15 protein-coding genes are annotated in these 21,046 nt (G+C 48.5%); 7 read left to right on the plus strand and 8 right to left on the minus strand.

The genetic code is table 11. The features are described 5' to 3' along the window. Window positions 1–137 precede the first annotated feature (137 nt). The 3 genes from FHS56_RS00550 to FHS56_RS00560 form a co-directional block, all read right to left on the minus strand. Window positions 138–1,787, minus strand: coding sequence for a peptide MFS transporter (locus FHS56_RS00550; protein WP_166917943.1), 1,650 nt, complete (start codon window positions 1,785–1,787; stop codon window positions 138–140). Window positions 1,788–1,952: 165 nt separating this feature from the next. Further along, on the minus strand, window positions 1,953–2,867 hold the full coding sequence (locus tag FHS56_RS00555) for an MlaD family protein (protein ID WP_166917944.1): 915 nt from the start codon (window positions 2,865–2,867) through the stop codon (window positions 1,953–1,955). A 35-nt stretch (window positions 2,868–2,902) separates the two neighbouring features. Next, the gene (locus FHS56_RS00560) at window positions 2,903–3,712 is read right to left on the minus strand and encodes an N-acetylmuramoyl-L-alanine amidase family protein (RefSeq protein ID WP_166917945.1); all 810 of its coding nucleotides are present in this window, start codon (window positions 3,710–3,712) and stop codon (window positions 2,903–2,905) included. 75 nt (window positions 3,713–3,787) lie between these two features. Between FHS56_RS00560 and FHS56_RS00565 the strand changes: the two genes are divergently transcribed. Both FHS56_RS00565 and murB read left to right on the plus strand, forming a co-directional pair. Further along, the gene (locus FHS56_RS00565) at window positions 3,788–6,427 is read left to right on the plus strand and encodes a putative LPS assembly protein LptD (RefSeq protein ID WP_166917946.1); all 2,640 of its coding nucleotides are present in this window, start codon (window positions 3,788–3,790) and stop codon (window positions 6,425–6,427) included. A 4-nt stretch (window positions 6,428–6,431) separates the two neighbouring features. After that, window positions 6,432–7,475: a UDP-N-acetylmuramate dehydrogenase gene (gene murB / locus FHS56_RS00570; RefSeq protein WP_166917947.1), complete on the plus strand. Its 1,044-nt coding sequence runs from the start codon at window positions 6,432–6,434 to the stop codon at window positions 7,473–7,475. A gap of 18 nt (window positions 7,476–7,493) precedes the next feature. On the opposite strand, the gene FHS56_RS00575 is transcribed toward murB, so the two are convergent. Both FHS56_RS00575 and FHS56_RS00580 read right to left on the minus strand, forming a co-directional pair. Beyond that, window positions 7,494–8,930 (minus strand): pyridoxal phosphate-dependent decarboxylase family protein, encoded by a 1,437-nt coding sequence (locus tag FHS56_RS00575; protein ID WP_166917948.1) that lies wholly within the window; start codon window positions 8,928–8,930, stop codon window positions 7,494–7,496. Further along, a complete protein-coding gene (locus tag FHS56_RS00580; RefSeq protein WP_166917949.1) occupies window positions 8,908–11,367 on the minus strand; it encodes a PAS domain S-box protein in 2,460 nt (819 codons plus the stop codon). The genes FHS56_RS00575 and FHS56_RS00580 overlap by 23 nt, the downstream gene beginning before the upstream one ends. Window positions 11,368–11,472: 105 nt before the next feature. Here FHS56_RS00580 and FHS56_RS00585 point away from each other — a divergent pair, with 105 nt between their 5' ends. Beyond that, window positions 11,473–13,356 carry a putative porin gene (locus FHS56_RS00585; protein ID WP_166917950.1) on the plus strand — a complete coding sequence of 628 codons (1,884 nt, stop codon included), beginning with the start codon at window positions 11,473–11,475 and terminating at the stop codon, window positions 13,354–13,356. Window positions 13,357–13,562: 206 nt separating this feature from the next. Here FHS56_RS00585 and nadE read toward each other — a convergent pair whose 3' ends face one another. After that, window positions 13,563–15,542, minus strand: coding sequence for an NAD(+) synthase (gene nadE, locus FHS56_RS00590; protein WP_166917951.1), 1,980 nt, complete (start codon window positions 15,540–15,542; stop codon window positions 13,563–13,565). Between the two features lie 141 nt (window positions 15,543–15,683). Here nadE and FHS56_RS00595 point away from each other — a divergent pair, with 141 nt between their 5' ends. Both FHS56_RS00595 and FHS56_RS00600 read left to right on the plus strand, forming a co-directional pair. Then, window positions 15,684–16,877 carry a tetratricopeptide repeat protein gene (locus FHS56_RS00595; RefSeq protein ID WP_166917952.1) on the plus strand — a complete coding sequence of 398 codons (1,194 nt, stop codon included), beginning with the start codon at window positions 15,684–15,686 and terminating at the stop codon, window positions 16,875–16,877. Between the two features lie 13 nt (window positions 16,878–16,890). Then, window positions 16,891–17,742 (plus strand): hypothetical protein, encoded by an 852-nt coding sequence (locus FHS56_RS00600; RefSeq protein ID WP_166917953.1) that lies wholly within the window; start codon window positions 16,891–16,893, stop codon window positions 17,740–17,742. Between the two features lie 14 nt (window positions 17,743–17,756). Here FHS56_RS00600 and FHS56_RS00605 read toward each other — a convergent pair whose 3' ends face one another. Then, complete coding sequence (locus FHS56_RS00605) at window positions 17,757–18,149, minus strand: DUF1573 domain-containing protein (RefSeq protein ID WP_166917954.1); 393 nt, start codon at window positions 18,147–18,149, stop codon at window positions 17,757–17,759. Window positions 18,150–18,222: 73 nt separating this feature from the next. Beyond that, entirely contained in the window at window positions 18,223–19,089 is an 867-nt protein-coding gene (locus FHS56_RS00610) for a lysophospholipid acyltransferase family protein (protein ID WP_166917955.1), read from the minus strand. Between the two features lie 285 nt (window positions 19,090–19,374). Here FHS56_RS00610 and FHS56_RS00615 point away from each other — a divergent pair, with 285 nt between their 5' ends. Both FHS56_RS00615 and FHS56_RS00620 read left to right on the plus strand, forming a co-directional pair. Then, window positions 19,375–19,911 carry an RNA polymerase sigma factor gene (locus tag FHS56_RS00615; RefSeq protein ID WP_166917956.1) on the plus strand — a complete coding sequence of 179 codons (537 nt, stop codon included), beginning with the start codon at window positions 19,375–19,377 and terminating at the stop codon, window positions 19,909–19,911. Between the two features lie 14 nt (window positions 19,912–19,925). Further along, complete coding sequence (locus tag FHS56_RS00620) at window positions 19,926–20,780, plus strand: anti-sigma factor family protein (protein ID WP_166917957.1); 855 nt, start codon at window positions 19,926–19,928, stop codon at window positions 20,778–20,780. The last annotated feature ends 266 nt before the right edge of the window (window positions 20,781–21,046 follow it).

The raw sequence follows: 21,046 nt of genomic DNA on the forward strand, positions 1-21,046 counted from the left end.
GTTCGTTTTTCTATTTGAAAAAATGAACGTAAAAACACATGGTGTAGGTCAGCGTATTTTTGCGCCTTTACATGAAAATCAAACAAAAGGCGGCTCTCTCAAAAGAGAGCCGCCCGGACGAGCGTGAAAGGAGGGCTTTAATATTGCCCCGTTTTATCTTGCACTACCTTGGCTATGGAGCCTACTTTCACAAACAGCAGGACTGCTGCCAGTATGGCACCTGCAAAGTTGATATAGAACGGAAGGGCAAGGTTGCTGCTTTCGGCGCCCACGTGCCCCACCACGCCACTCAATTTATTGCCTATGGCAGTGGCTAAGAACCAACCGCCCATCATGACGGCAGTCAGACGTTGCGGGCTGAGCTTTGACACCAGCGACAACCCCATGGGACTGAGGAACAGTTCACCCACCGTAATAACTGCATAGGTACCTACCAGCCACCAAGCACTTACTTTTACGGCGCCATTTTGGCTTGCAAATACAGCTGCCACCATCACCAAAGTAGAAAGTCCGGTGATAAACAAGCCCCAAGCTATCTTGGCAGGTGTTGAGAGGATGACACCCCGTGCCTGAAGGAAGTTGAAGAAGGCAATGACTAAGGGGGTGAAGAGGATGATAAAGAATGGGTTGAGCGATTGAAACAGCTCCGTAGAAATTAAATAAATGGAGCTTCCGGGGGCAGGCAATGCTTGTGGTGGCACGTTTTTGAAATAATAAGGCAAGTTTTCTTGCATGCTTTGAGCAATGGCTGCGGCATCCGGCGCTTTCGGTATTTCTATATCTTGAGGCATCTTTATCTCTTCCAAGAAACCAAAGGGCTTTAGCGTTGCCTGCATCTCTTTGCTCACGCTGCGGTCAGTATAGCTTTTTGCCCACTCGGTCAATACATTGCCGTTTTGGTGGAAAATCATCCAGAAAATAATCACTACAAAGAAAATGTAGAGCAGGGCACCTATGGCTCCTTTATCAGAAGCAGAGGCTTTGACATACAGCGACACGTAGAAGATAACAATGGGCAGGCAGGCAAAAAGGAAGATATCGTTGGTGGTAGAACCAAAGAAACTATCCACACCCACGAGACGCGGCAGAAAATAGCCTAAAGCACCAGCAAGGAGGGCAGGTACAAATATATAACCTAGAACCTGCCCCAAAGGCATGTCTTCAGCTTGTGTAGGTTGGATTACGTCTGCTTCTTTTACATGTTTTTGACCAGCAATGAATATAACCAAACCAAGTAACATCCCTGCGCCGGCGGCGGCAAAGGCGTATCCCCAGCCGTAGTTGTTGCGCATATAGGCAGCCACGAAGTTGCAAATGAACGCCCCAATATTGATGCCCATGTAAAAGATGTTGTAGCCTTTATCTTTCAAAGAGGCATTTTGAGAAGAGTTGTACAGGTTGCCCAGCAAGGTAGAAATGTTGGGTTTGAAGAAACCGTTGCCCAAGATAACGAGCAGTAGGGCAGTGTAAAAAGGGGTTACCCCCGGTAGCGACAAAGTCAGATAACCGCCAGCCATGAGCAAGCCGCCTGCAATGATGGTAGAGCGGTAGCCAAAGATGCGGTCAGCCAGTAAGCCCCCCAAGAAGGGCGTCAGGTAAACCAGGGCGATGTATGTGCCATAAACATCATTGGCAAAAGCTTCACTGAAAGCCAGCCCCGATTTTTTATCGGTCATGTAGAGATAAAGAATCCCCAGCATGAGGTAATAGCCGAAACGCTCCCACATTTCGGTGAAAAAGAGCACGTACAGCCCCTTCGGATGTCGGGCAGAAGTAGAGTTGTTCATACGCAATTATGTTTTGTGTTTGTTGTAATCTGCACAATGATAATGAAAAGGATTTGAAAAGTTAAAAATAAAAGTGTAGCAAATAGAAGCACTACATCATAAAAAATGCCCGGGCACACGGCTTGAAATGAGCGCCCAGGCATCCTGTTGAAGTGAAACAAAAGATTAAAAAACAGACACTTTGATATACCGTCGGGGGTTTTTGCGCAAATCGATGAGCAGCTTGTCCAAGTCAGCAGATAGCTCTACCAAGTTTTGGTAAAGTGCCTTGTCGTGCAGCAGGGCGCCCATGCTTCCCGTCGGGTCGTTGGCTTGCTCGAGCACCTGTTGCAAGGCTGCCAGGCTTTGGCGGGTTTGCTCTATGGTTTGCTGCAAGGGCAAATGTTGCAGGCTATCGGCTACGGCACTCAGCTTTTGCATAGTTTGGGGCAGTGGTGTCGTTGCTCGGTTTAAGTTATTGCTTATCTGTTGCACATTTTGCAGAGTGCCGTACAGCAGCGGGCGATTCTCTTGCACCATAGCTTGCAGTTCTGCTGCGCTCGACGAAAAACGCTGCAGCGTATTTTTCGACACCTCACCCACTCCTTTAAAGCTGATAAGTATATTGTTCACCAAAGTGAGTGTGCTATCCAGCTTCTCTACGATGGGTTTGGTTCTTTTTTCTATGGCAGTGAGCATGCCGTCTTCTTTGTTACTAAGCAGTGTGTCTCCTTCTTGGTGCATGTCTTGCGAATTGCTCAGTAAGAGTTCTATCTGCATGCCACCTAACAATCCGTTTTCACGTAGTAGTGCTACACTGCCTTTGGGTATTGCCACATTAGCGTCCACTTCCACCTCCACCACCACTTTCGACTTCTCTTTGTTCAGCCGCATGTTGGTAACCATGCCCACAGTTACCCCATGAATGGTTACGGGGTTCGACACTATCAAGCCGTTGGTATTGTCGTAGGAGATGTAGTAAGTATTGTTGTTGCTAAAAAAGCCGCGTCCTTTTAAAAAGTTAAATCCAAAGTAGAGCATGCTTAGGGAAACGATAGCCAGTAGTCCTACTTTGGCTTCTTTCGATAGTTTTAGCCTCATAGTTTTTGATGTTGTTTAGGTGCAAGCTAAAAAAATTATAGTGATTCAAGCTCTTTTTTATAGTCTCGGAAAGCCCGAAAAATGGCAGAAGCAATGAGCGTTTGCCCCCAAGGGTCATTAAGAAATTTTTCTTCTTCGGGGTTCGACAGATAGCCTATCTCTATCAGCACACTGGGCATGGCACTGCGGTGCAGCACCATAAAGCCCGCTTGCTTGATGCCGCGGCTGGGGCGATTGGCTCGCTCGCGAAACTGGTAGTCGAGCAGCTGGGCAAAACGCAGGCTATTTTCCAAATAAGCCGTAGAATAGATGGACATCATAATGTGCGATTGTGGCGAATTGGGGTCAAAGCCTTCATATATCTCTTCATAGCCTTCTTCCAGATAAATTACGGCGTTTTCACGTTTGGCTACCGCTAAGTTTTCTTCGGTTTTGTGAACCCCCATTACATACACCTCGGTGCCGCTCACCTCTGCGCGCTTGGCAGGCGAAGCGTCGATGGCGTTGCAGTGAATAGAAATAAACAGGTCAGCTTTGTTTTCGTTAGCAATAGATGCCCGCTTGTGCAACTCCACAAATTCGTCTTTGGTGCGGGTGTAAATCACCTTCACGTCGGGCAGGTGCTCTTGGATGGTTTTGCCCAGTTTTAAAGCCACGGCTAAGGTGATGTCCTTTTCTTTTGTAAATTTGCCCGAAGTGCCCGGGTCATGTCCGCCGTGCCCGGCATCGATGACAACGGTTTTGAGCTTATATTGTACAAACTTATGGGTATTGAGTGCACTGATGGGCGCACAAATCAAGAACAAAGAAACAATAGCCATCAAAGAAATGACGCGCTTCCACATATGTTTAAAAGTTCGGTTAAGGTTTGTTTTTACAAATTTGTGCATTTTTTGTTAAAAGCTCAATACAGTCTTTTTTTGCTGTGCATAAGCTTTGCCTTGCAGGCACAGCAAACCGATAGTTTGCGTACTACGCCGCCCGATACCTTGCGCTATACGCCCAAAGCAAAGAGCGATATTCAAGATGTTATCACATTTAGTGCCAAAGATTCGGCTGTATTTGAAATAGGTGCGCGTAAGGGCTGGCTTTATAGCGAGGCACAAATAGATTATATTGACAGCCGCTTGCGGGCAGCCGTCATACGCATCGACTTAGAGCGCAACTTGGTGCAGGCGCGCCCTTTGCCCGACAGCACTGGTAAGCTTATCGGGCGTCCGCTCTTTTCCGAAGGCAAAGAGCAGTTTGTGGCAGACTCGATGGACTATAACTTAGAGAGCAAGCGCGGGATAATTTTCAATATCGTATCAGAGCAGGCAGAGGGTTTTGTAGGCGGGGCAAAAGTAAAGAGAAGTCCCGAAAACGAATTTTATATAGCCGGTGGGTATTATACTACCTGCAATTTGGCGCATCCGCACTACCGTATCAAGGCAGGCAAAATCAAGCTGACTAAGAATCAAAATGTAATTTGCGGTCCTTTCCATATAGAATTCGCCGACATTCCTACCCCTTTGGGTTTTGCTTTCGGTATTTTTCCTAAGCCAAAACAAAAGAAATCGGGCATTATCGTGCCGATTTATGGTGAGTCGCAACAAAACGGCTTTTTCCTACGAAATGGGGGCTATTATTGGGCAATCAGCGAGTATATGGACTTGAAGCTGCTGGGGGAAGTGTACACCTATGGCAACTGGGGCATACAGGCAGTAAGCAACTTCAAGAAACGCTATCAATATTCAGGCAACCTGTCGGTGTCTTACAATGTGCGTTACGACGAAAGCCCCGAAAGCATTTTGCCGAGCGAAAGCAAACTGTTTTGGGTAAACGGGAGCTTTACGCCCGAAAGCCGCGGCGACGGGCGTTTTACCGCCTCGCTTAGCTTTGGTAGCTCGCAGTTCAACCGGCGCGTGTCTTTTGATTTGGCAAACCAGCTGACCAACACATTTCAATCCAATGTGTCTTATTCGCGCCGCCTCCGAGGCACGCCTTTTTCTTTGACACTCAGCGCCCGCCACAACCAAGAGAACAACACGGGGGTAGTCAACCTCAATTTGCCCACTTTCACTTTGGGCATGACCCCCATCTATCCATTTAAAAGCAAAAGTGGCAACAATCGTGGTTTCTTTTCTCAGCTGAACGTGGCTTATACCTTGAATGGCTCGTTCGACATCACCAACCGCATCACCTCGCCTTCCTATAATTTCAGAGTAGCCAATGCTGGCAAGCGCATCGATTCGGTATATGCTTTCCGCCCCGAGAATTTCGACCTTTTCATAGCCCGGGGCAGAATGAATCTCCAACATAACATACCGCTTACTTTGCCTTTTAAAGTGCTGAGATACTTCAATGCCAGCGTGGGCGTCAACTTCTCGCAGCGTTTTTATCCTGAAAAATACCGCTATACATGGCTTGACAGCAAGCAGGCAGTGCAGGTAGACACCCTTAAAGAGTGGGGCAGCAGTTATCAGTATTCGTTGTCGTCGGGAGTTTCTACCAACATTTATGGTACCTTTTACCTCAAACGGGGGCGATTTGCTGCTATCCGCCATTTGGTGCAGCCAAGCATTGGCTTGGGTTATGCGCCCGACTTCTCGGGGGAGAAATACGGCTTCTACCAACGCACGCAAATCGGCATCAACACCAACGGTGAGCCCGTGTATCAGCTGTTGCCTACCTTTGCGGGGGTGAGTGCGCCAGGGGCTTCTGCCAATATCTCGTTTGGGGTGCGCAATACGTTGGAAGCCAAGCTGCGCGCCAAATCCGATACGGCTGCCGCCAAAAAGGCAGAGAAAGTAAAACTGCTGGATGAACTGTCGGTGGTGGGGAGCTACAACTTGCTGGCAGACACTAACAAGAGACAGTACCCGCTTTCTGATTTGCTGTTTCGGGCACGTACTCGTATTGGCAGTTTGTTTGATTTGAACTTGGGTGCTACGCTGGCACCTTACGCTTTTCGAGATACTTTAATAGGCGACAGAGTCTCGCGCATCAAATCGTTTACCTACGCTTGGAATGCCGGGCAGGGTATCGGTCGCTTTACCAACTTCGACCTGTCGGTGAGTGCTTCGCTCAACCCCAGCGTGTTGCGAGGCAAGCAAAGTACAAACACTTCGCGAGGTGGCGTTCCGGGCAGTTCCCGCGATGCCAGTGCCGCCATTACCAACCCTTTGCAGGCACCTGAAACCTCTTATGCAGCCTACTATCAAGCCAGCCCCGACCAATATGTGGCTTTCGATGTCCCATGGAATCTGAGTTTAAACTATAAGTTTACCTACAACTTTTTAAGTACACAGCGCCCGATAACGCAAAGCCTTTCTTTTTCGGGCGACATGAGTCTTACGCCCAAATGGCGCATTGGTTTTAGTTCTGGTTTTGATTTTACGCAGGGAAGCTTGAGCACGAGCAGCCTCGATTTCTACCGTGACTTACACTGCTGGGAAATGCTTTTCAACTGGCGTCCTTTCGGGCAGTTTCAATCCTATTCTTTCACCATACGAGTGAAAGCCTCTACATTACGCGACCTGCGCCTCGAACGCAAACGCACATGGTACGACAACCAGTAAGCCTATGAAGCTTTTTTCTTCCGACTTGAATATAACTGAAGACGTGTCGCTCAAAGCGTGGAATACTTTGGGGCTGGAAGCGCGTGCGCGTTATTATCTTGCAGCCTGTAGCGATGTTCAAGCCATCGAAGCGATGGAGCGGGCGCATGCTGCCGCCCTGCCTGTTTTGGTGCTGGGGGGAGGCAGCAACATCCTCTTTGTCGGCGACTGGCAGGGGCTGGTACTACACGTGCACACAGCAGGCAAAAAGCTGCTGCAAGAAACCGAAAGCGAAGTGCTCATAGAAGCGGCTGCTGGCGAAAACTGGCATGCTTTGGTCATGTGGGCAGTGTCGCAAGGATGGGGCGGTATCGAAAACTTAGCGCTCATTCCCGGTACGGTGGGGGCTGCTCCTATTCAGAATATTGGTGCCTATGGTGTAGAACTCAAAGATGTCCTGGAGCAAGTGTGTGTGTGGATTGCCGGAGAGGGCATCGTGTGGCTTAAAAACGAAGATTGCGCTTTGGGTTATCGCGACAGTATCTTTAAGCAGATGGCACGCGGCGATTATCTTGTTTTGAGCATACGCCTGCGTCTTCAGAAGCAGAAGCGTCCTAATCTTTCATACTATGCGCTGAAGCAGTATTTTGAAGAAAAGGGCATAGTTGCCCCCACCATTGCAGAAGTGGCACAAGCAGTCATTGACATACGCCGCTCAAAACTGCCTGACCCGGCTCAAATAGGCAATGCGGGCAGTTTCTTTAAAAACCCAGTAGTCGAAAGGCAGCAGTTTGAACGTCTGCGTGCGCAGTATCCTTCTATGCCTTTTTTTGAAGTGGACGAACAGCAGGTGAAAATACCGGCGGCATGGCTCATTGAGCAATGCGGTTGGAAGGGCAAGCGTCGCGGCGCAGTGGGAGTACATGAGCACCAAGCCTTAGTGCTGGTGCACTATGGTGGTGGTTCTGGCAGTGAATTATGGCAATTGGCGCAAGACATACAAAAAGACGTACTCAGCCGCTTCGGCATCGCTCTGCAGCCCGAAGTGAACGTGTTGGGGGGGGATTGACCGTCGTTTGTTCTTTGTTTACACCAAGCTTAGCAACCTACTAAGTCGTTGGCTTTCTGCCTCGATGAGTTGCCAAGCCTGCTGCACGTGGCGCTCTTGCACATAGGTTTGTCCACACACCAAACGAAGCACATATTGCCCGTGCAGCTTGGTATGCGACATGTAGAGCTTGCCGCTGGCATTCAGGCGGCGCAGGAGAGCTTCATTCAACTCATTGAGCCTGTTGGGGTCGTCAATATTTTGCGGGTGATAACGAAAGCAAACGAGATTCAAAGGAACCGGTGCCATCAGCTCAAAGTCGGGATGGCTTTCTACTTGTTGCTTGAACCACTGCGCCAAAGCCAAGTGGCGGCGTAGTATCTTTTGCAGCCCTTCGATGCCGTAGCTGCGCAGTACAAACCACAACTTCAAGGCACGGAAGCGACGCCCCAAGGCAATGCCCCAGTCGCGGTAGTTATTTACTTGCCCTTCCAGTCCGGTTTTTAAATACTCGGGCAAAATGGAAAAGGTGCGCAATAGGGTTTCTTTGTCGCTTACGTAATATGCCGAACAGTCGAAATTGGTAAGCATCCACTTGTGGGGGTTGAATACATAACTGTCGGCATGCTCAATGCCTTCTATTATATGACGGTACTCAGGCAAGAGACAGGCGGTACCTGCATAAGCGGCATCCACATGCAGCCATAAGCCGTATTCCTTGGCAATAGCAGCGATGGCAGGCAAGGGGTCTATGGCGGTCGAACCCGTAGTGCCTATGTTGGCAACTACCATCATGGGATGGTAGCCCCGGCGCAAGTCTTCTTCTATGGCTTGGCGTAGTGCTTCGGGACGCAGCGCATAGCACGCATCGGTGTCTATATACACAAGATTCTCTTTGCCCAGTCCGGCAATCTTTACGTCTTTTTCTATGGAAGAGTGGGTTTGCTCTGAGGCGTATATGCGCAGGCGGGCTTGCTCATATAAACCTGATTCATTGGATTGAAAGCCAGTTGCCCGTTCGCGCGCACTCAGGATGGCACAAAGCGAGGCGGTAGAGGCGGTATCTTGAATGACCCCATGCCAGTGAGCGGGAAGCCCGCAAGCATCTCGCAGCCATTGCATCATCCGTTCTTCGAGCTCGGTGGCAGCCGGTGAAGTTTCCCATACCATGCCCTGCACGCCCAACGTAGCCATCAACATCTCGGCAAGCACCGAAGCTGGGCTTGAGTTGGCGGGAAAATAGGCAAAGAAAGAAGGGTGTTGCCAGTGGGTGATGCCGGGCAGTATCTTATGCTCAAAATCACGAAATATGTCTTCAAAAGCTTCGCCCTTTTGTGGGGCTTGTGCAGGTAGCTGTGCGAGTAAGTCGCCGGGCTTGCTTTGAGACTTCACCGGATAACGTTCTATCTGTTCGAGGTAGTCTGCCATCCAGTCAACCAGTTGGTGGGCGTGTTTACGAAACGCTTCTGTCTTCATGGGGTTCTACTTTACTAGTTTTGTCTGCCAAATTAGGGATTTTTACGATGAAAGTAGTGCCTTTGCCCAAGGTGGATTGCAATTCTATGCTTCCTTGCAGCTTATCTACGGTTTCCTTCACGATGTATAAGCCTAAACCGGACCCTTTGCTGTCGGGAGAGGCACGGTAAAACATGCGGAATACCTTGTCTTGATGTTCAGGGGCTATGCCCAAGCCATTGTCTTCGCATTGAATGACGGCTTTGTGCTCATCTGTTGTTACCTTAAGGCGCACATAAGGGCGTGCTTCGTAGGGGTTGTAGTAACTGATTGCATTGGCGACGAGGTTGTTTAAAATGATGTTTAGACGGCGGGCATCGCTGTAGAAGGGCGCTTTTTCTTCCACCTCTATAATTTTTGTTATGTGTTGACTCTGTGGCAGGTACCTCATGTCTTCAAAGACCTCTTCGATGAGTTGTCGGAAGTTAATAGGTTCCGGCTCTACTTGGGTGCGTGTGTTGCGTGAGTACTGTATGATTTCTTTGACAAAGCGTTCAAGGCGTATGATGCTGCGCTCTATCATGTCTAAGTATTGGTATATCTGGTTGGGGTCTTTCTCCAGGCGCGCTACCTGCACAATGCCCTGAATAGAAGCCAGCGGGGCTTTCAAGTCGTGAGAGGCACTATATACGAAGCGATCCAGTTCAGCGTTGATTTTTTTGAGCTCTTCGTTCTGCTGAACGAGCTTTTCTTGTATTGCTTTGAGCAGGCTGATATCATGCATAGAACCGTCGAAAATAACCTGCCCGTCAGTGTCGCGATGATAAGAAGCGTTTAACATTGCCCAGAAAGTGGAGCCATCTTTGCGTTTGAGAAGCACTTCTGTATTGGATATCCGCCCCGTATTGAGGATTTCCTTGATGATTTGCCGAGCGGCTTCGGGGTCGGCATAGATATCTTGTACCCGTATCTTTTTAAGTTCTTCTATTGAGCTGAAGCCTAACATATGTGCTGCGGCTCGATTGGCATAAAGAATATCGCCTTCGAGGGTTGTGCGGTAAATGCCTTCTTGCAGATGCTCGTTGATGCTTTGTAGCAACTCTTGGCGGACTTTGTCTTCGGTGATGTCACGAATGAAAGCTGCTACGCCCATCACTTTGCCCTGTTCATCGAATAGAGGGTTGAGTGATACCTCTAACGATACTTTTTGTTTCCAATTAAGGCGTATTTCCACACGCAGGTGGTTGCCTTGCATTGCCATTTCTATGAGCTGTTTGATGCGTTTCTCTTCGTGGCTGTCTTTCGGAAGTAGTGAGAAGAAAGAGATGCCTATTTGTGGGCTTACCCCCAAAAGAGCCTGCATGCGCTCGCGGTGCCGACGGTTGAAAAGCAGGTAATTGCCTTGGGTATCCAAGACCATAAGACCATCTTGGGTGCTTTCGATGATGGTTTGCAGTAGACGCTCCGACTCTTTGATTGCTGTAATGTCTTTTGAGAAGACAACTACCCCTGTTGCTTGCTCGCCCTCGTAAACCGGGCGGAAGGTGATTTCGAAGCATTGCCGATTGTACCTCTCATAAACTGTATGTGTTTCGCCACGTAGTGCACGGTCGTAATAAGATTTCCACTTCTCGCGCTCTTGCCTATCGCGGGGCAGCGACAGCAGGTTCGTCCCTATAGGCACTTCTTTCTGGTGGTAGGCAGCAAGCGCCATACGAAAGGTTTCGTTGCATTCTACCAGATGATAGTGACGGTCAACTACCCACACCGATATATCGTGGGGGGTGTCCAATATGGCGCGCAAGCGGGCACTTTGCTTGTTCAAAGCGGCTTCCTTTTCAAAAAGGCGCCGTTGTACTCCCTGAAAGATAAGATGTGCCTTGGTCATTTCGCTCATGACTTTGCGCTTCTGCCGCTGAAGCAGCAGAGCAATGCCCCACAAGACAAGACTGCATGCCAATGCCATCAGTGAGGTTTGGTCGTTTAGTGGAAAGAGGGGCATCGACAGAGCAATCAGCAACAGCAAACCGGAGACTATATGAAAGCTATCTTGCCACCACGTGTTGATAAGCAGCGGGATGTAACAGGTGATACCCAACAGCAGGAAGGCGGCTATGTGCAGTTTGTGGTGGAGGTGTGTAACCAGCCAGGCGGCAAGCAAAATAAAGCCAGTATGCGCGCAGGCATAGCTTATATATGTAGCCCATGAGCCCGAAAGCCTGCGCAACATCAGCCAAAGGGCGACGCCGAGCAACAAAAGCACTATCAGCGCATAAAGGGCGGGAGCTTCGAAGGATTGTTTTATGAAAGAAAATCCTAAAATCAAGCCGACATAACACAGCATAGTTCTTTGCCAAAAATGCCCCAACAAAGAGTGTTTCCGCTCTTCTATCGCTTTGCGGAGCCGCTCTTTCTGTTCCTTGATTTGCTGGGATAAAATAGGTGTGTTATGGGTCATAAATCGAAAAAAGTTAGATGCACTCACTTCTTTCTAAAAGATACGTTTTTTCATGATTCGTTTCATGAAGCTTCTTATCTTTGTGTGCGAGAAGTAGCCAGATTCATGCAAAAAAAGACTCTGCTTTTTGTTTTTTCACTTTTTCTTGTGAGCTTTTCGTTTGGGGCGTGGGCTCAAATATTAGACGACAGCACCAAGCAGGTGTACAGCACGGCAACCACACGTTTTATTACTGAACAAGACTTGGTGGGAGACTCTGTTGCTTGGCGCGCACTCGATACTACGCTGCGTACTTTTCACCGCTATCACCCGGTGCGCCGCCAACACTATCTCTTACAAGACTTGGGGCATAATCTGGGTACTGCTTGTCAGCCATTGTTTCCACAGCTGCCTACACAGATAGGGCGCCGCTATGGCTGGGATGTTTATGTCCCTTATACGATACAGCCCGGCGATGTGAAGTATTTCGATACCAAGTCGCCTTTTACACACTTTTACTATGCTTTGGGGGGGAGGGGACAGCAGATTGCCGAATTGGAATTTAGCCGCAATATCACGCCTTTGTGGAACTTCGGCTTTCTATACCGGCGTACCAATGCTTTTCGGCAGTTTGCTGCTACTGGCAATCGCAACGAAGACGCCATTTTGGAGCAATACAATTTCGTGTTTCATATGAGCCGGCGCTCAAAAGACGGGCGCTACCGCTTGTTGACTCACTATGCGCATTTCAATGCACCTATGAAAGAATATGGAGGCATCCTGATGGATGCAGACGATACGCCCGACAGCCTGTATCAATATGCTGAAGAGGGTGCGCAGTTGCTGGGGGCAAGTAGCTGGCAGACACAAAACCGCTACTATCTTTACCATGATTATCGCCTCGATTCGCTTTTTAGTTTCTATCACCGGGGGTATTACCTGCGTCGGCGTGACCGCTACCACGATGACAAGGTGTCGGACAACCCCCAAGCCGATTTTTATGGCAACCTGCTTTCCGATAAAATATCGGACGATGTGGTCTATCGAGAACTCTACAATGAGGCGGGCATTAAAGGGGCTGCCAAGGCGTTTCGCTATCGTCTGTATTATCGCCATCGCCTCTATGACCTACGTTTTGGCTGGGATAACACCACCACGCAAGGTACTTTGACACTGAAGCCACGCACAGAGCACCATATAGGGGGCGCACTGCGCCTGCGCAAAGAGCGTCTGGATGTGTATGCCGAAGGGGCTTACCGTCTGGGCAGCGACTACCTGCTGCAGGCGTCGCTGCGTCTGCCTTGGTTCGAAGCCTCGGTACAGAGCAGCTATGTGTCGCCCACTTGGCAGCAACAATACTACTGGGGAAGCACCGGCTATTGGCGTAATGACTTTTCCCCCGTGTTTGCCAACAGCTTGGAGGCAGGCATACCGTTGCGCTTGAAAGCACAAAGACTGCATCCTTTTGTGCGTCTGGTGCAGGCGTCTTCGTGGGTCTATTTTCAAAAAGACAGTGAAGGCAGGGTGCACTCTCGCCAAACCGATGCCGTGCAAGCTATGGGGCAGTTGGGGCTGAAAGCCCACTGGCAGTGGCGTTTTGTTCACTGGGAAAATGAATGGTATTTGTCGAGAGATTTAGGAGAGCAGAGCGTGTGGCGTTTCCCCGAGGTTTTTGGGTTTACATCTCTCTTTTATGAGCGCGATTTGTTCAAAGGCAACATGCAATTATGTATTGGTATAGATGGGCGTTATCAGAGTGCCTACCAAGCTTATGCCTATTCGCCACTGCACAAGGTGTTTTACTTAGCAGATGTATATGCTCTTCGTCCTTACTTTGTGGCTGACCTGTATGCCAACATCAAGGTGAAGCAATTGCGGGCTGCCATACAGCTTACACATTTGAATCAAAACTTGGCACCGCCTCCCTTTAACGGTTATCAAGTAACGCCCTATTATGCCGGCATGCGCCGCACCCTCTCATTGGTGTTCAGTTGGATGTTTTTTGATTAGGCACAACAGGGCGCTCTTATGTTCTGCTTAGAAGTGCTTGCCGTTCATTGGGTGTTTGTCTCTTTTATCTGGAAGCGATGCTAAGTGCGAAAAGAGCGAAGGTTTAACGCTTGTATAGTAGTATGCTTTTGGGGTATGAACTGATAAACCGAATGAGGTGTGGTAGTTCATACCCCAGCTTGAGACCATTACGAGCGCACACAAGGTTATGTTATCTCGTCGAGGGCGCGTAACTCTTCCTCGAAGCCACCCGAAAGAATGGGAAAACGGCACCACGTTTTGGGGTCAAGGTTGGCGTCGTCTAAGTGGAAAGAAGGCGCGTAGCGTTCGCGTTTCCACTGATTGCGGCACCACAGACGGAAAAACTTTTTTACCCATGCTTTGAGTGTGTCGGCTTCGTACTGTGGGTATTTCTGCCGCAACAGCAAATAGCAATCTACTGGGGCGCGCTTGTCGCGGATGGCAGCCTCTTCTATGTCATCCAATATTTCATAAGGCATGAGGTCGGCTTCGTCGGTCTGTTTGCTGTCGGGCGGACGCAGTTCGGCAGTAGGCTGTTGCTCATTTACATAGCGCAGGGCTGGAATGCGGTAATGCCCGCCTAAGCCTTCGGTTTCCATCCAACGCAACCAACGCCGCAAATAGGCTTTGTCTATGCCTGCAATAGGACTTAGCCCCCCGGCGGTGTCGCCATCCATTGTGGCGTAGCCTACAGCGGCTTCTGAGCGGTTGCTGGTGGAAAGCAGCAGTGCATTTTTTAGGTTGGCAAGCATCCAGATGCTTGGCGCTCTGCCGCGTGCCTGTATGTTTTGTAGGGTGAGGTCGTCTTTTTCCCAAGTAAGCGGGCGCCCAATGCTCTCGCTGATGAGGGCGATGTATTGTTGAATGATGGCGTCTATATCCAAATGATGGTACTCGGCGTGGATGGCTTTCGCCAGCTCTTCGGCGGCGCGGCGTGTGGTTTCAGAGCTGTTGCGTGTGGCTTGATAAGCCACCGTAATCATTTTTTGTGCGATTTCATCTGCACTTTTGCAGTCCTGTATTTCCTTAAAATAGGCAAGCTTTTGCTTAAACCCTTCCATACCCAGCCGGCGTATGCCTTCGTCAATGAGCATGCGGCAGAGCACGCTGATAGCTGAGGAGTCGGCACCACCACTCAGCGAAATCACAAAACCACGGGAACGGCTCTTGCGCATATAGTCAAATAGCCCAAGCATCATGGCACGTGCAAACTCTTCCTCTTTGAGGAAGGGGCTGTGTTCCCAGTCAGCTTCTTGGGGGTGCCATGCTTCGGGGTGAATGTTAGGGAAGTGAAAATCTACTTCTACCACATGCCCAAAGTCTTTGTCTATGGCAAACTGTGTTTGCATTTGTACCTGAGCCAAGCGGGAGAGCTCTATATCTACGACAGCAGAGGTAACGTTGTAGTCGTCGAAAGAGAGGCGCTCGCCTGCGGCAACGAGCTGCCCATTGCAGGCAATGATGCCGCCGCCGTCGTAGATGACACGTCCGGCTTCGTTACCCAGTAAGTTGCTGTACACATAAGTAACCCCAAAAGCCCGCGAGCCATCTAAGATAAAGCGCTTACGCACTTCCAATTTACCAAAAGCAAAATGGCTGGCACTGGGATTCAAGATAACATCAATGCCGTGTAGGTAGAGTTGACGTCCCGGACGGTTGGCGACCCAGGCATCTTCGCATATTTCAAAACCTATTTTAACATCATCTACCCGAAAGTAAATATCGCCTACTTTGTAGTCTTTGCCTTCGATGCGCACGGTGGTGTAGCCCTCTTGGGTCCAAGGGGTAAACCAGCGCGGCTCGTAGTGAATGCCGTTGCCAGCAAGAAACTTCTTGGCTACAAAACCGGCAATTTCGCCGTCTACCAACAGACAAGCACAGTTGAAGGCTTTGTTTTGCACCAGCAGCGGCAAGCCCACCGACACCACCATGCCCCGTGTATAGGGACGCAGTGCCAGCAGATATTTGAGCGACTGGCTGAAGGTGTTCGGAGCAAAAAAGGCATCTTCGCAGCCGTAGCCTGAAATGCACAGCTCGGGCAGGCAAAGCAAACTGACGCCCTGTGTGCGCGCCTGCTCTATGGCACCTACAAGGCGTTGGAAGTTGCCTTCCCAATCCAAGGGGGTTTGATTGACAATGCCTGCCCCTACTTTGATGAGTTTCATGTGAAATAAAGTTTAGTTTTTGGCTGTTTTTCTACAAGAAAAATAAAAGTACGAATTTTGATGAACTAAAAACAAACAGCCATTTTGCAGAAAAAACGAACTATTTTTATGTTCAAACTTGAAACAATGAGGATGCGCTCTATGAATTGGATGCGCTTGCTGTGGGCGCTGTGGTTGTGTGTGCCAGTGACAGTGCAAGCACAGGAACTGCCTGCCGAAGCCGCCCGCCTCGATACCGGCTTGATTTACGACCCTTTGCTGCAGGTAGAGCTCGCCGACCTCATCGATTACACCTACAATTACGATTTTGCCAAAGCAGAAAAGGAGTGGTTGTGGCTGCACCACCGCTATCGCACCCATCCTTTGCCTTATCTGGTAAAAGGTCTGATGATATGGTGGAAGATGATGCCCAACATCGACAAATACCGCTATGACGAGGAACTGCTCGACGCCTTGGACAAAACCATAGAGCTGGCAGAAGAGCGCCTCAAGAAAGAGCCCGGCAATCCGGAGTACCAATTCTATTTGGCAGCTGCCTATGGCTATAAGGGGCGCCTCTATGCCGAACGTGAATCTTGGGTCAAGGCGGCATGGAACGGTAAGCAAGCCATCAAATATCTGCGCCGCGAAAAAGAAATAACTTCGCTGAGTGTAGAGTTCCTTTTTGGTGATGGGCTTTACAATTTTTATTCGATTTGGATACCCGAAAACTATCCCTCTTTGCGCCCTTTGCTTATTTTCTTTGAAAAAGGCGACAAAAAGAAGGGCATAGAGCAGCTCGAAGAAGTGGCGAAGAATGCCTTTTATACTCGTTTGGAAGCCTACTACTTCTTGATGCGTATTTATGCGCTTGAAGAAAACCAACCCCACAAAGCTACCCAATATGCACAATATTTATACGAACGCTATCCAAACAACCCTTACTTTCACCGCTTTTACACAATGTTGCTTTTTTTGCTGGGGCGCATACATGAGATGGAAAAGCCTGCACAAGAACTGCTGCGGCGCGTAGAAAACGGGCAAGCCGGCTATGAAGAAATCAGTGGGCGATATGCTACCTACTTTTTGGCTTACAAGGCACAGCATTATGAACACAACATGGAGAAGGCAATCGAGCTCTACCAGAAAACCATAGCCTATGCCGAAGCCGTAAAAGCCTATGATTCGGGCTATTACCAATCCGCCTTACAGGAAGTAGCCCGCTGGGCTGAAAGCAAAAAAAATTACAAATTAGCAAAAGCATGTTATGCCAAGCTTGCTAAATATGGTGACCGAGGAAAGCGGCGTGAGGCGCGCAAAAAAGGCAGAAAGCTGCGTAAAATAGAAGAAGACTAAAAAGGGAAGGCTTATGATGAAGACTATAATGACAACTGCGGCGCTTGCTTTTCTATACCTGCTGACCGCCTGTGAAAGCAAAACAAGTGGAGGTGAGCAAAAAACAATTGCACAGAAAAACGACAATGCCCCCTTTGTGTCCGACGGTAGCACTCCTGACAGGGTACAATTGCCTGCCGATGCCCCCCCAAACGAAATATTGAAAGTGGAACCGTATGGACATCGCTATGAGCATGCAAAATGTGAGAACGTAGCCCCTTGCTTGGTTCTTGAGCTTTTTTTGCCCTCTCTTATCTGTTCGCAAAGAGCAGTGGGCGACCTGCTCAACCGGCATATCCGCCAATATCCAGCAGAGCAACTGAGTAAGCGGCTGAAAGTATCAGACACCGACATAGATAAGCTCTTGCCTTCATTGTACGAAGCATTGCTGGCAGAAGGCAAGAGACCACCCATAGAAATGTATATCGGTGCAGAGGTAACCTACTCCAGCCCTAAGCTCTTGTGTGTAGGCTATTCTATCTTCGATAGCTTGCATTATCTTATGCTGGATATGCAAGACGGACACCGTTTGGAACGCCGCGAGTGGCTGAGGGAAGACCAAGAGGAGGAGCTGCGTCGCTTACTGGCAGCCGAATTGCGAAAAACCTACAATCTGTCCGCTGATGAACCTTTGTCGAAAGTGGGCTTTCGCTTTAAGGAGCCCTTACCGCCCTTGCCCAAGCAGATGGGCTATGTGTCTGTCATGGGGCAGGGAGAATTCTTTGTGGCTTTTTATTCAAATGATGACGGCGCCACAGAGCAAACCGGCTTTCCCGAAATAAAAATCCCTTTCAGCAAGATGAAAGGGATTTTAAAGATGATGTAAATGCTTTTTATGGACTATTGCTTGTTGGCAACTACAGTGCCACGGATGGTCAGATAAATGGTAGCTCCTTCGCTGGTGGTTACTGTGATGGTCTTGGTAAATGCTCCCATTTGGGCAGCATTGTAGCTTACCTTCACTACGCCACTTTTTTTAGGAGCTACCGGTTCTTTGGTATAAAAGGGGGTGGTACAACCACAGCTGGTTTTTACGTCGGTGATTTGAATGGGGCGCTTGCCTTTATTTTCGAACTTGAATTCATGCACTGCTGGCACATTTTGCGGAATTTCCCCGAAGTTATGCTCTGTTTTTTCGAATTTCAAGGCGCTTTCGACCTTCTCGCTTTGGGCTTGTGCAAACATCACGCCTGCTAAGAGGGTGAAAAAGAGGAAAAATGCTTTCTTATACATCGTTTTTTTAGGTTTTATCTGTGATAACACGTTTTACAAATCTACAAAAAAAGCAAAAATTGTTCCATAGTTTTTATGTAGCATTCTTTTCTGCCGGTGCTGACAGCTTCCACCTTTTGTGCGACCACAACCAGTTGTGGGCTTGGCGACGCAGGCTCTCTTCCAGTTTCTGGGCATAAGCCTGCGTAATGACACTAACCGCTTCTTTTTCATAAGGAGGTTGCCCCAGATAGCTAAACACCAGCCTATAACGCCCACGGCTTTGACGGTAGCTGATGCCCAAAATCACGGGACTTTGTAGCTTAGCTGCCAATTTGGCACCACCATTGAAGAAAGCCACCCTCTCGCCAAAAAACGATACCCATTCATAGGAAGAATCACGGCGGGGGCTTTGGTCTGCCAGCAATGCCACTACTGTCGCCTGCTTACTCATAGCCAGCGCCTTGCGAAATACCTGCTTCATTTCAATACCTTGTGCGCCAAAACGGCTGCGCAGTTGCAGCATCAAGCGGTCAAAGAAAGCGTTGCTTAGCTGTTGGTAAACAAAATAGACGGGCGTTTCAGGCAGTTGAAGCTGCACGGCATGTTGCAGCCATTCCCAATTGCCTTGGTGGGTAGTTAAAATCACCACAGGACGCTGCATTTGGAGGGCATCGCACAGCAGTTTTATGTTTTCTATATGCACCCTGTCGAGGATGTCCGCCTCTTTCATACGGAAGAGCTTCAACGTTTCTACCAGTATATCACTTAAATTGCGATAGAACTGCTTGCTGAGCTGTTTTATCTCTCCTTCACTCAGTTGGGGAAATGCCCTGCGAACATTGTCTTTCACTACCTCTACTCGGTAGCGTATTATACGAAACGCTACAAAGCTAAGTATGTCGGACAGTGCATACAACACGCGCCAAGGAAGAAACGAAAGTAATTTAAGAAACCACATAGGAGCTGTACTTGATGCTTACTTTGATTTGAATCAGGCGCTAAAATACTTAAATTGTGCAGACTCGGGGGATGCTGGCAGCTGAAAAAAGGCAGTACAGCGGTTTATTCCTGTGCCAAATGTGTGTAACACATAACATATACAAGGCGCCTTGGCTGTCGTGCGCTTACTGTTTTGTTTTTACAAAAGCCTTTTTACCTTTTTGATGAATCGCTTGCTAAAACCTACATGAATGCTTACCTTTCTCAAGAAAAAAGGTATGTAACAACAAAGGCACGCTTTTGAATGAAAGATGAAGAAATTCTGAAACGTTTAAAAAATGGTGATGAGTCGGCGCTTCAATATCTGTATAAAAAGCATTATCGCATGATGTCGCGTTTGGTGCTCAAAAACAGTGGAACCGAAGAAGAGGCACGCGACATCTTTCAAGAAGCGCTCATTGTACTGTGGCAGAAGGTGCGGGCAGGCAACTTCATGCTTACATCCAAGTTGAGCACCTATCTGTACAGTGTGTGCCAGAATCTATGGCGCAAAGAGTTGGAGCGCAAGCGACGCCTCAGTAGCGAAGAAAAAGATGACATTGTAGAGCAGAACTGGGAAGAGAAAGAACGCATAGAATTGGTGCGCCGCTGTTTGAAACAACTGGGCGATACTTGCCAAAAAGTGCTTACTTTTTATTACTTCGACCGAATGAATATGAAAGAAATAGCCGAACAGCTGGGCTTTGCCTCTGCCGATGTGGCAAAGTCCAAAAAATATAAATGTATGCAGGAACTGGAGCGCATCGTGCGAGCCAACTTTAAAAAGAGTGACTTAATCTAAATCAATGCCCTGTTATGAACATGCAATGGCAAGAACAAATAGACGCTTACTTGCAGGGAAGCCTGCCGGAAGAAGAAAAGCAGCATTTTGAAAAACTACTACAGACAAGTGCTGATTTGCGTGAAGAAGTGGAAATGCACCGCTTAATGGTAGAAGCCATTTGTGCAGAGCGAAAAGCCGCATTGAAACGTTTGCTTGACAATACACCCGTGCCGCAGGGGCATACTTTCGACTGGTTGTCTGCACAGTGGTGGCGTTGGGGAGCAGGCGTCGTTGCCGTGGGGGGAGCGCTTGGGTTGGTTATCTGGAGCAATCACCATCGGGAAGTGGAGCAAATGCGGTCTCCAGCAGCGACGGCGTTCGTAGCAGAACCGCCGGCACCCGTTACCGAAAAGCAAGCATCCGAAGAAAGCCGTGAAGAGATGACCGAAGCAAAGAATACCGAACGTCTGACGCCTTTGCGCTCGCGCAAAGAACTTTTGCAATTAGAGATACACTCCACACCAACGGCTCAGGAAGCACAGCAAGAGTTGCCCGTGCAAGAGCAGGTGCAGTCAAACGTGTCGGAAGCTACCGGGCATGTGCTACCATTGGAAGAGCCGCTTGTGAGTGAAGAAGAAAAGGCATTGCAGGAATTTGAACAGACTCTGTTCTATCAATACAATAACCGTGTGTTGGTACTTTTCAAAGAGGTGAACTATCGCTTATTGCAAAACATAGATTTGGGAGATGGCGTGAAAGACTATATCTTTGTAAACAATCATTTCTATGAAATGAAAGAAACAGGCGATGCCATCGAAAACTTTGAAAATTGCCGCATTACCGATTCGATGAAGATTCAACTGCTCCAAAAATATCTAAAACCTTAACTAAACCCGATGAGTTTTAAGTTAAACCACCAAAAAGCCACCCGTTTCGGGTGGTTCTTTGTTTCTTCAGCTCGTGAACGGTTTTTTTCTTTTGACTACTTTGCTTCTTTGTTCTTTTCGCTTTCCTTTCTTTCTCATTTCAAGCGCAAATGATAAATCTCTTTTACCTCTTTTGGCTTGGTTTGATTGAAATTTTTCACTGGCTTTGCTCGTTCGAAATCACAAGCTATGCTTACGCTTTATTCAGCAATAACAAGCTTCGCTGG

The sequence above is a fragment of the Thermonema lapsum genome, assembly GCF_011761635.1.
Classification (GTDB): Bacteria; Bacteroidota; Bacteroidia; order Cytophagales; family Thermonemataceae; genus Thermonema; species Thermonema lapsum.

Coding starts and splice junctions, on each gene's coding strand:
- FHS56_RS00620 (WP_166917957.1), top strand. CDS start 19,926: ATGAACATGCAATGGCAAGAACAAATAGACGCTTACTTGCAGGGAAGC.
- FHS56_RS00615 (WP_166917956.1), top strand. CDS start 19,375: ATGAAAGATGAAGAAATTCTGAAACGTTTAAAAAATGGTGATGAGTCG.
- FHS56_RS00580 (WP_166917949.1), bottom strand. CDS start 11,367: ATGACCCATAACACACCTATTTTATCCCAGCAAATCAAGGAACAGAAA.
- FHS56_RS00595 (WP_166917952.1), top strand. CDS start 15,684: ATGAATTGGATGCGCTTGCTGTGGGCGCTGTGGTTGTGTGTGCCAGTG.
- murB (WP_166917947.1), top strand. CDS start 6,432: ATGAAGCTTTTTTCTTCCGACTTGAATATAACTGAAGACGTGTCGCTC.
- FHS56_RS00555 (WP_166917944.1), bottom strand. CDS start 2,867: ATGAGGCTAAAACTATCGAAAGAAGCCAAAGTAGGACTACTGGCTATC.
- FHS56_RS00575 (WP_166917948.1), bottom strand. CDS start 8,930: ATGAAGACAGAAGCGTTTCGTAAACACGCCCACCAACTGGTTGACTGG.
- nadE (WP_166917951.1), bottom strand. CDS start 15,542: ATGAAACTCATCAAAGTAGGGGCAGGCATTGTCAATCAAACCCCCTTG.
- FHS56_RS00585 (WP_166917950.1), top strand. CDS start 11,473: ATGCAAAAAAAGACTCTGCTTTTTGTTTTTTCACTTTTTCTTGTGAGC.
- FHS56_RS00610 (WP_166917955.1), bottom strand. CDS start 19,089: ATGTGGTTTCTTAAATTACTTTCGTTTCTTCCTTGGCGCGTGTTGTAT.
- FHS56_RS00605 (WP_166917954.1), bottom strand. CDS start 18,149: ATGTATAAGAAAGCATTTTTCCTCTTTTTCACCCTCTTAGCAGGCGTG.
- FHS56_RS00550 (WP_166917943.1), bottom strand. CDS start 1,787: ATGAACAACTCTACTTCTGCCCGACATCCGAAGGGGCTGTACGTGCTC.
- FHS56_RS00600 (WP_166917953.1), top strand. CDS start 16,891: ATGATGAAGACTATAATGACAACTGCGGCGCTTGCTTTTCTATACCTG.
- FHS56_RS00560 (WP_166917945.1), bottom strand. CDS start 3,712: ATGTGGAAGCGCGTCATTTCTTTGATGGCTATTGTTTCTTTGTTCTTG.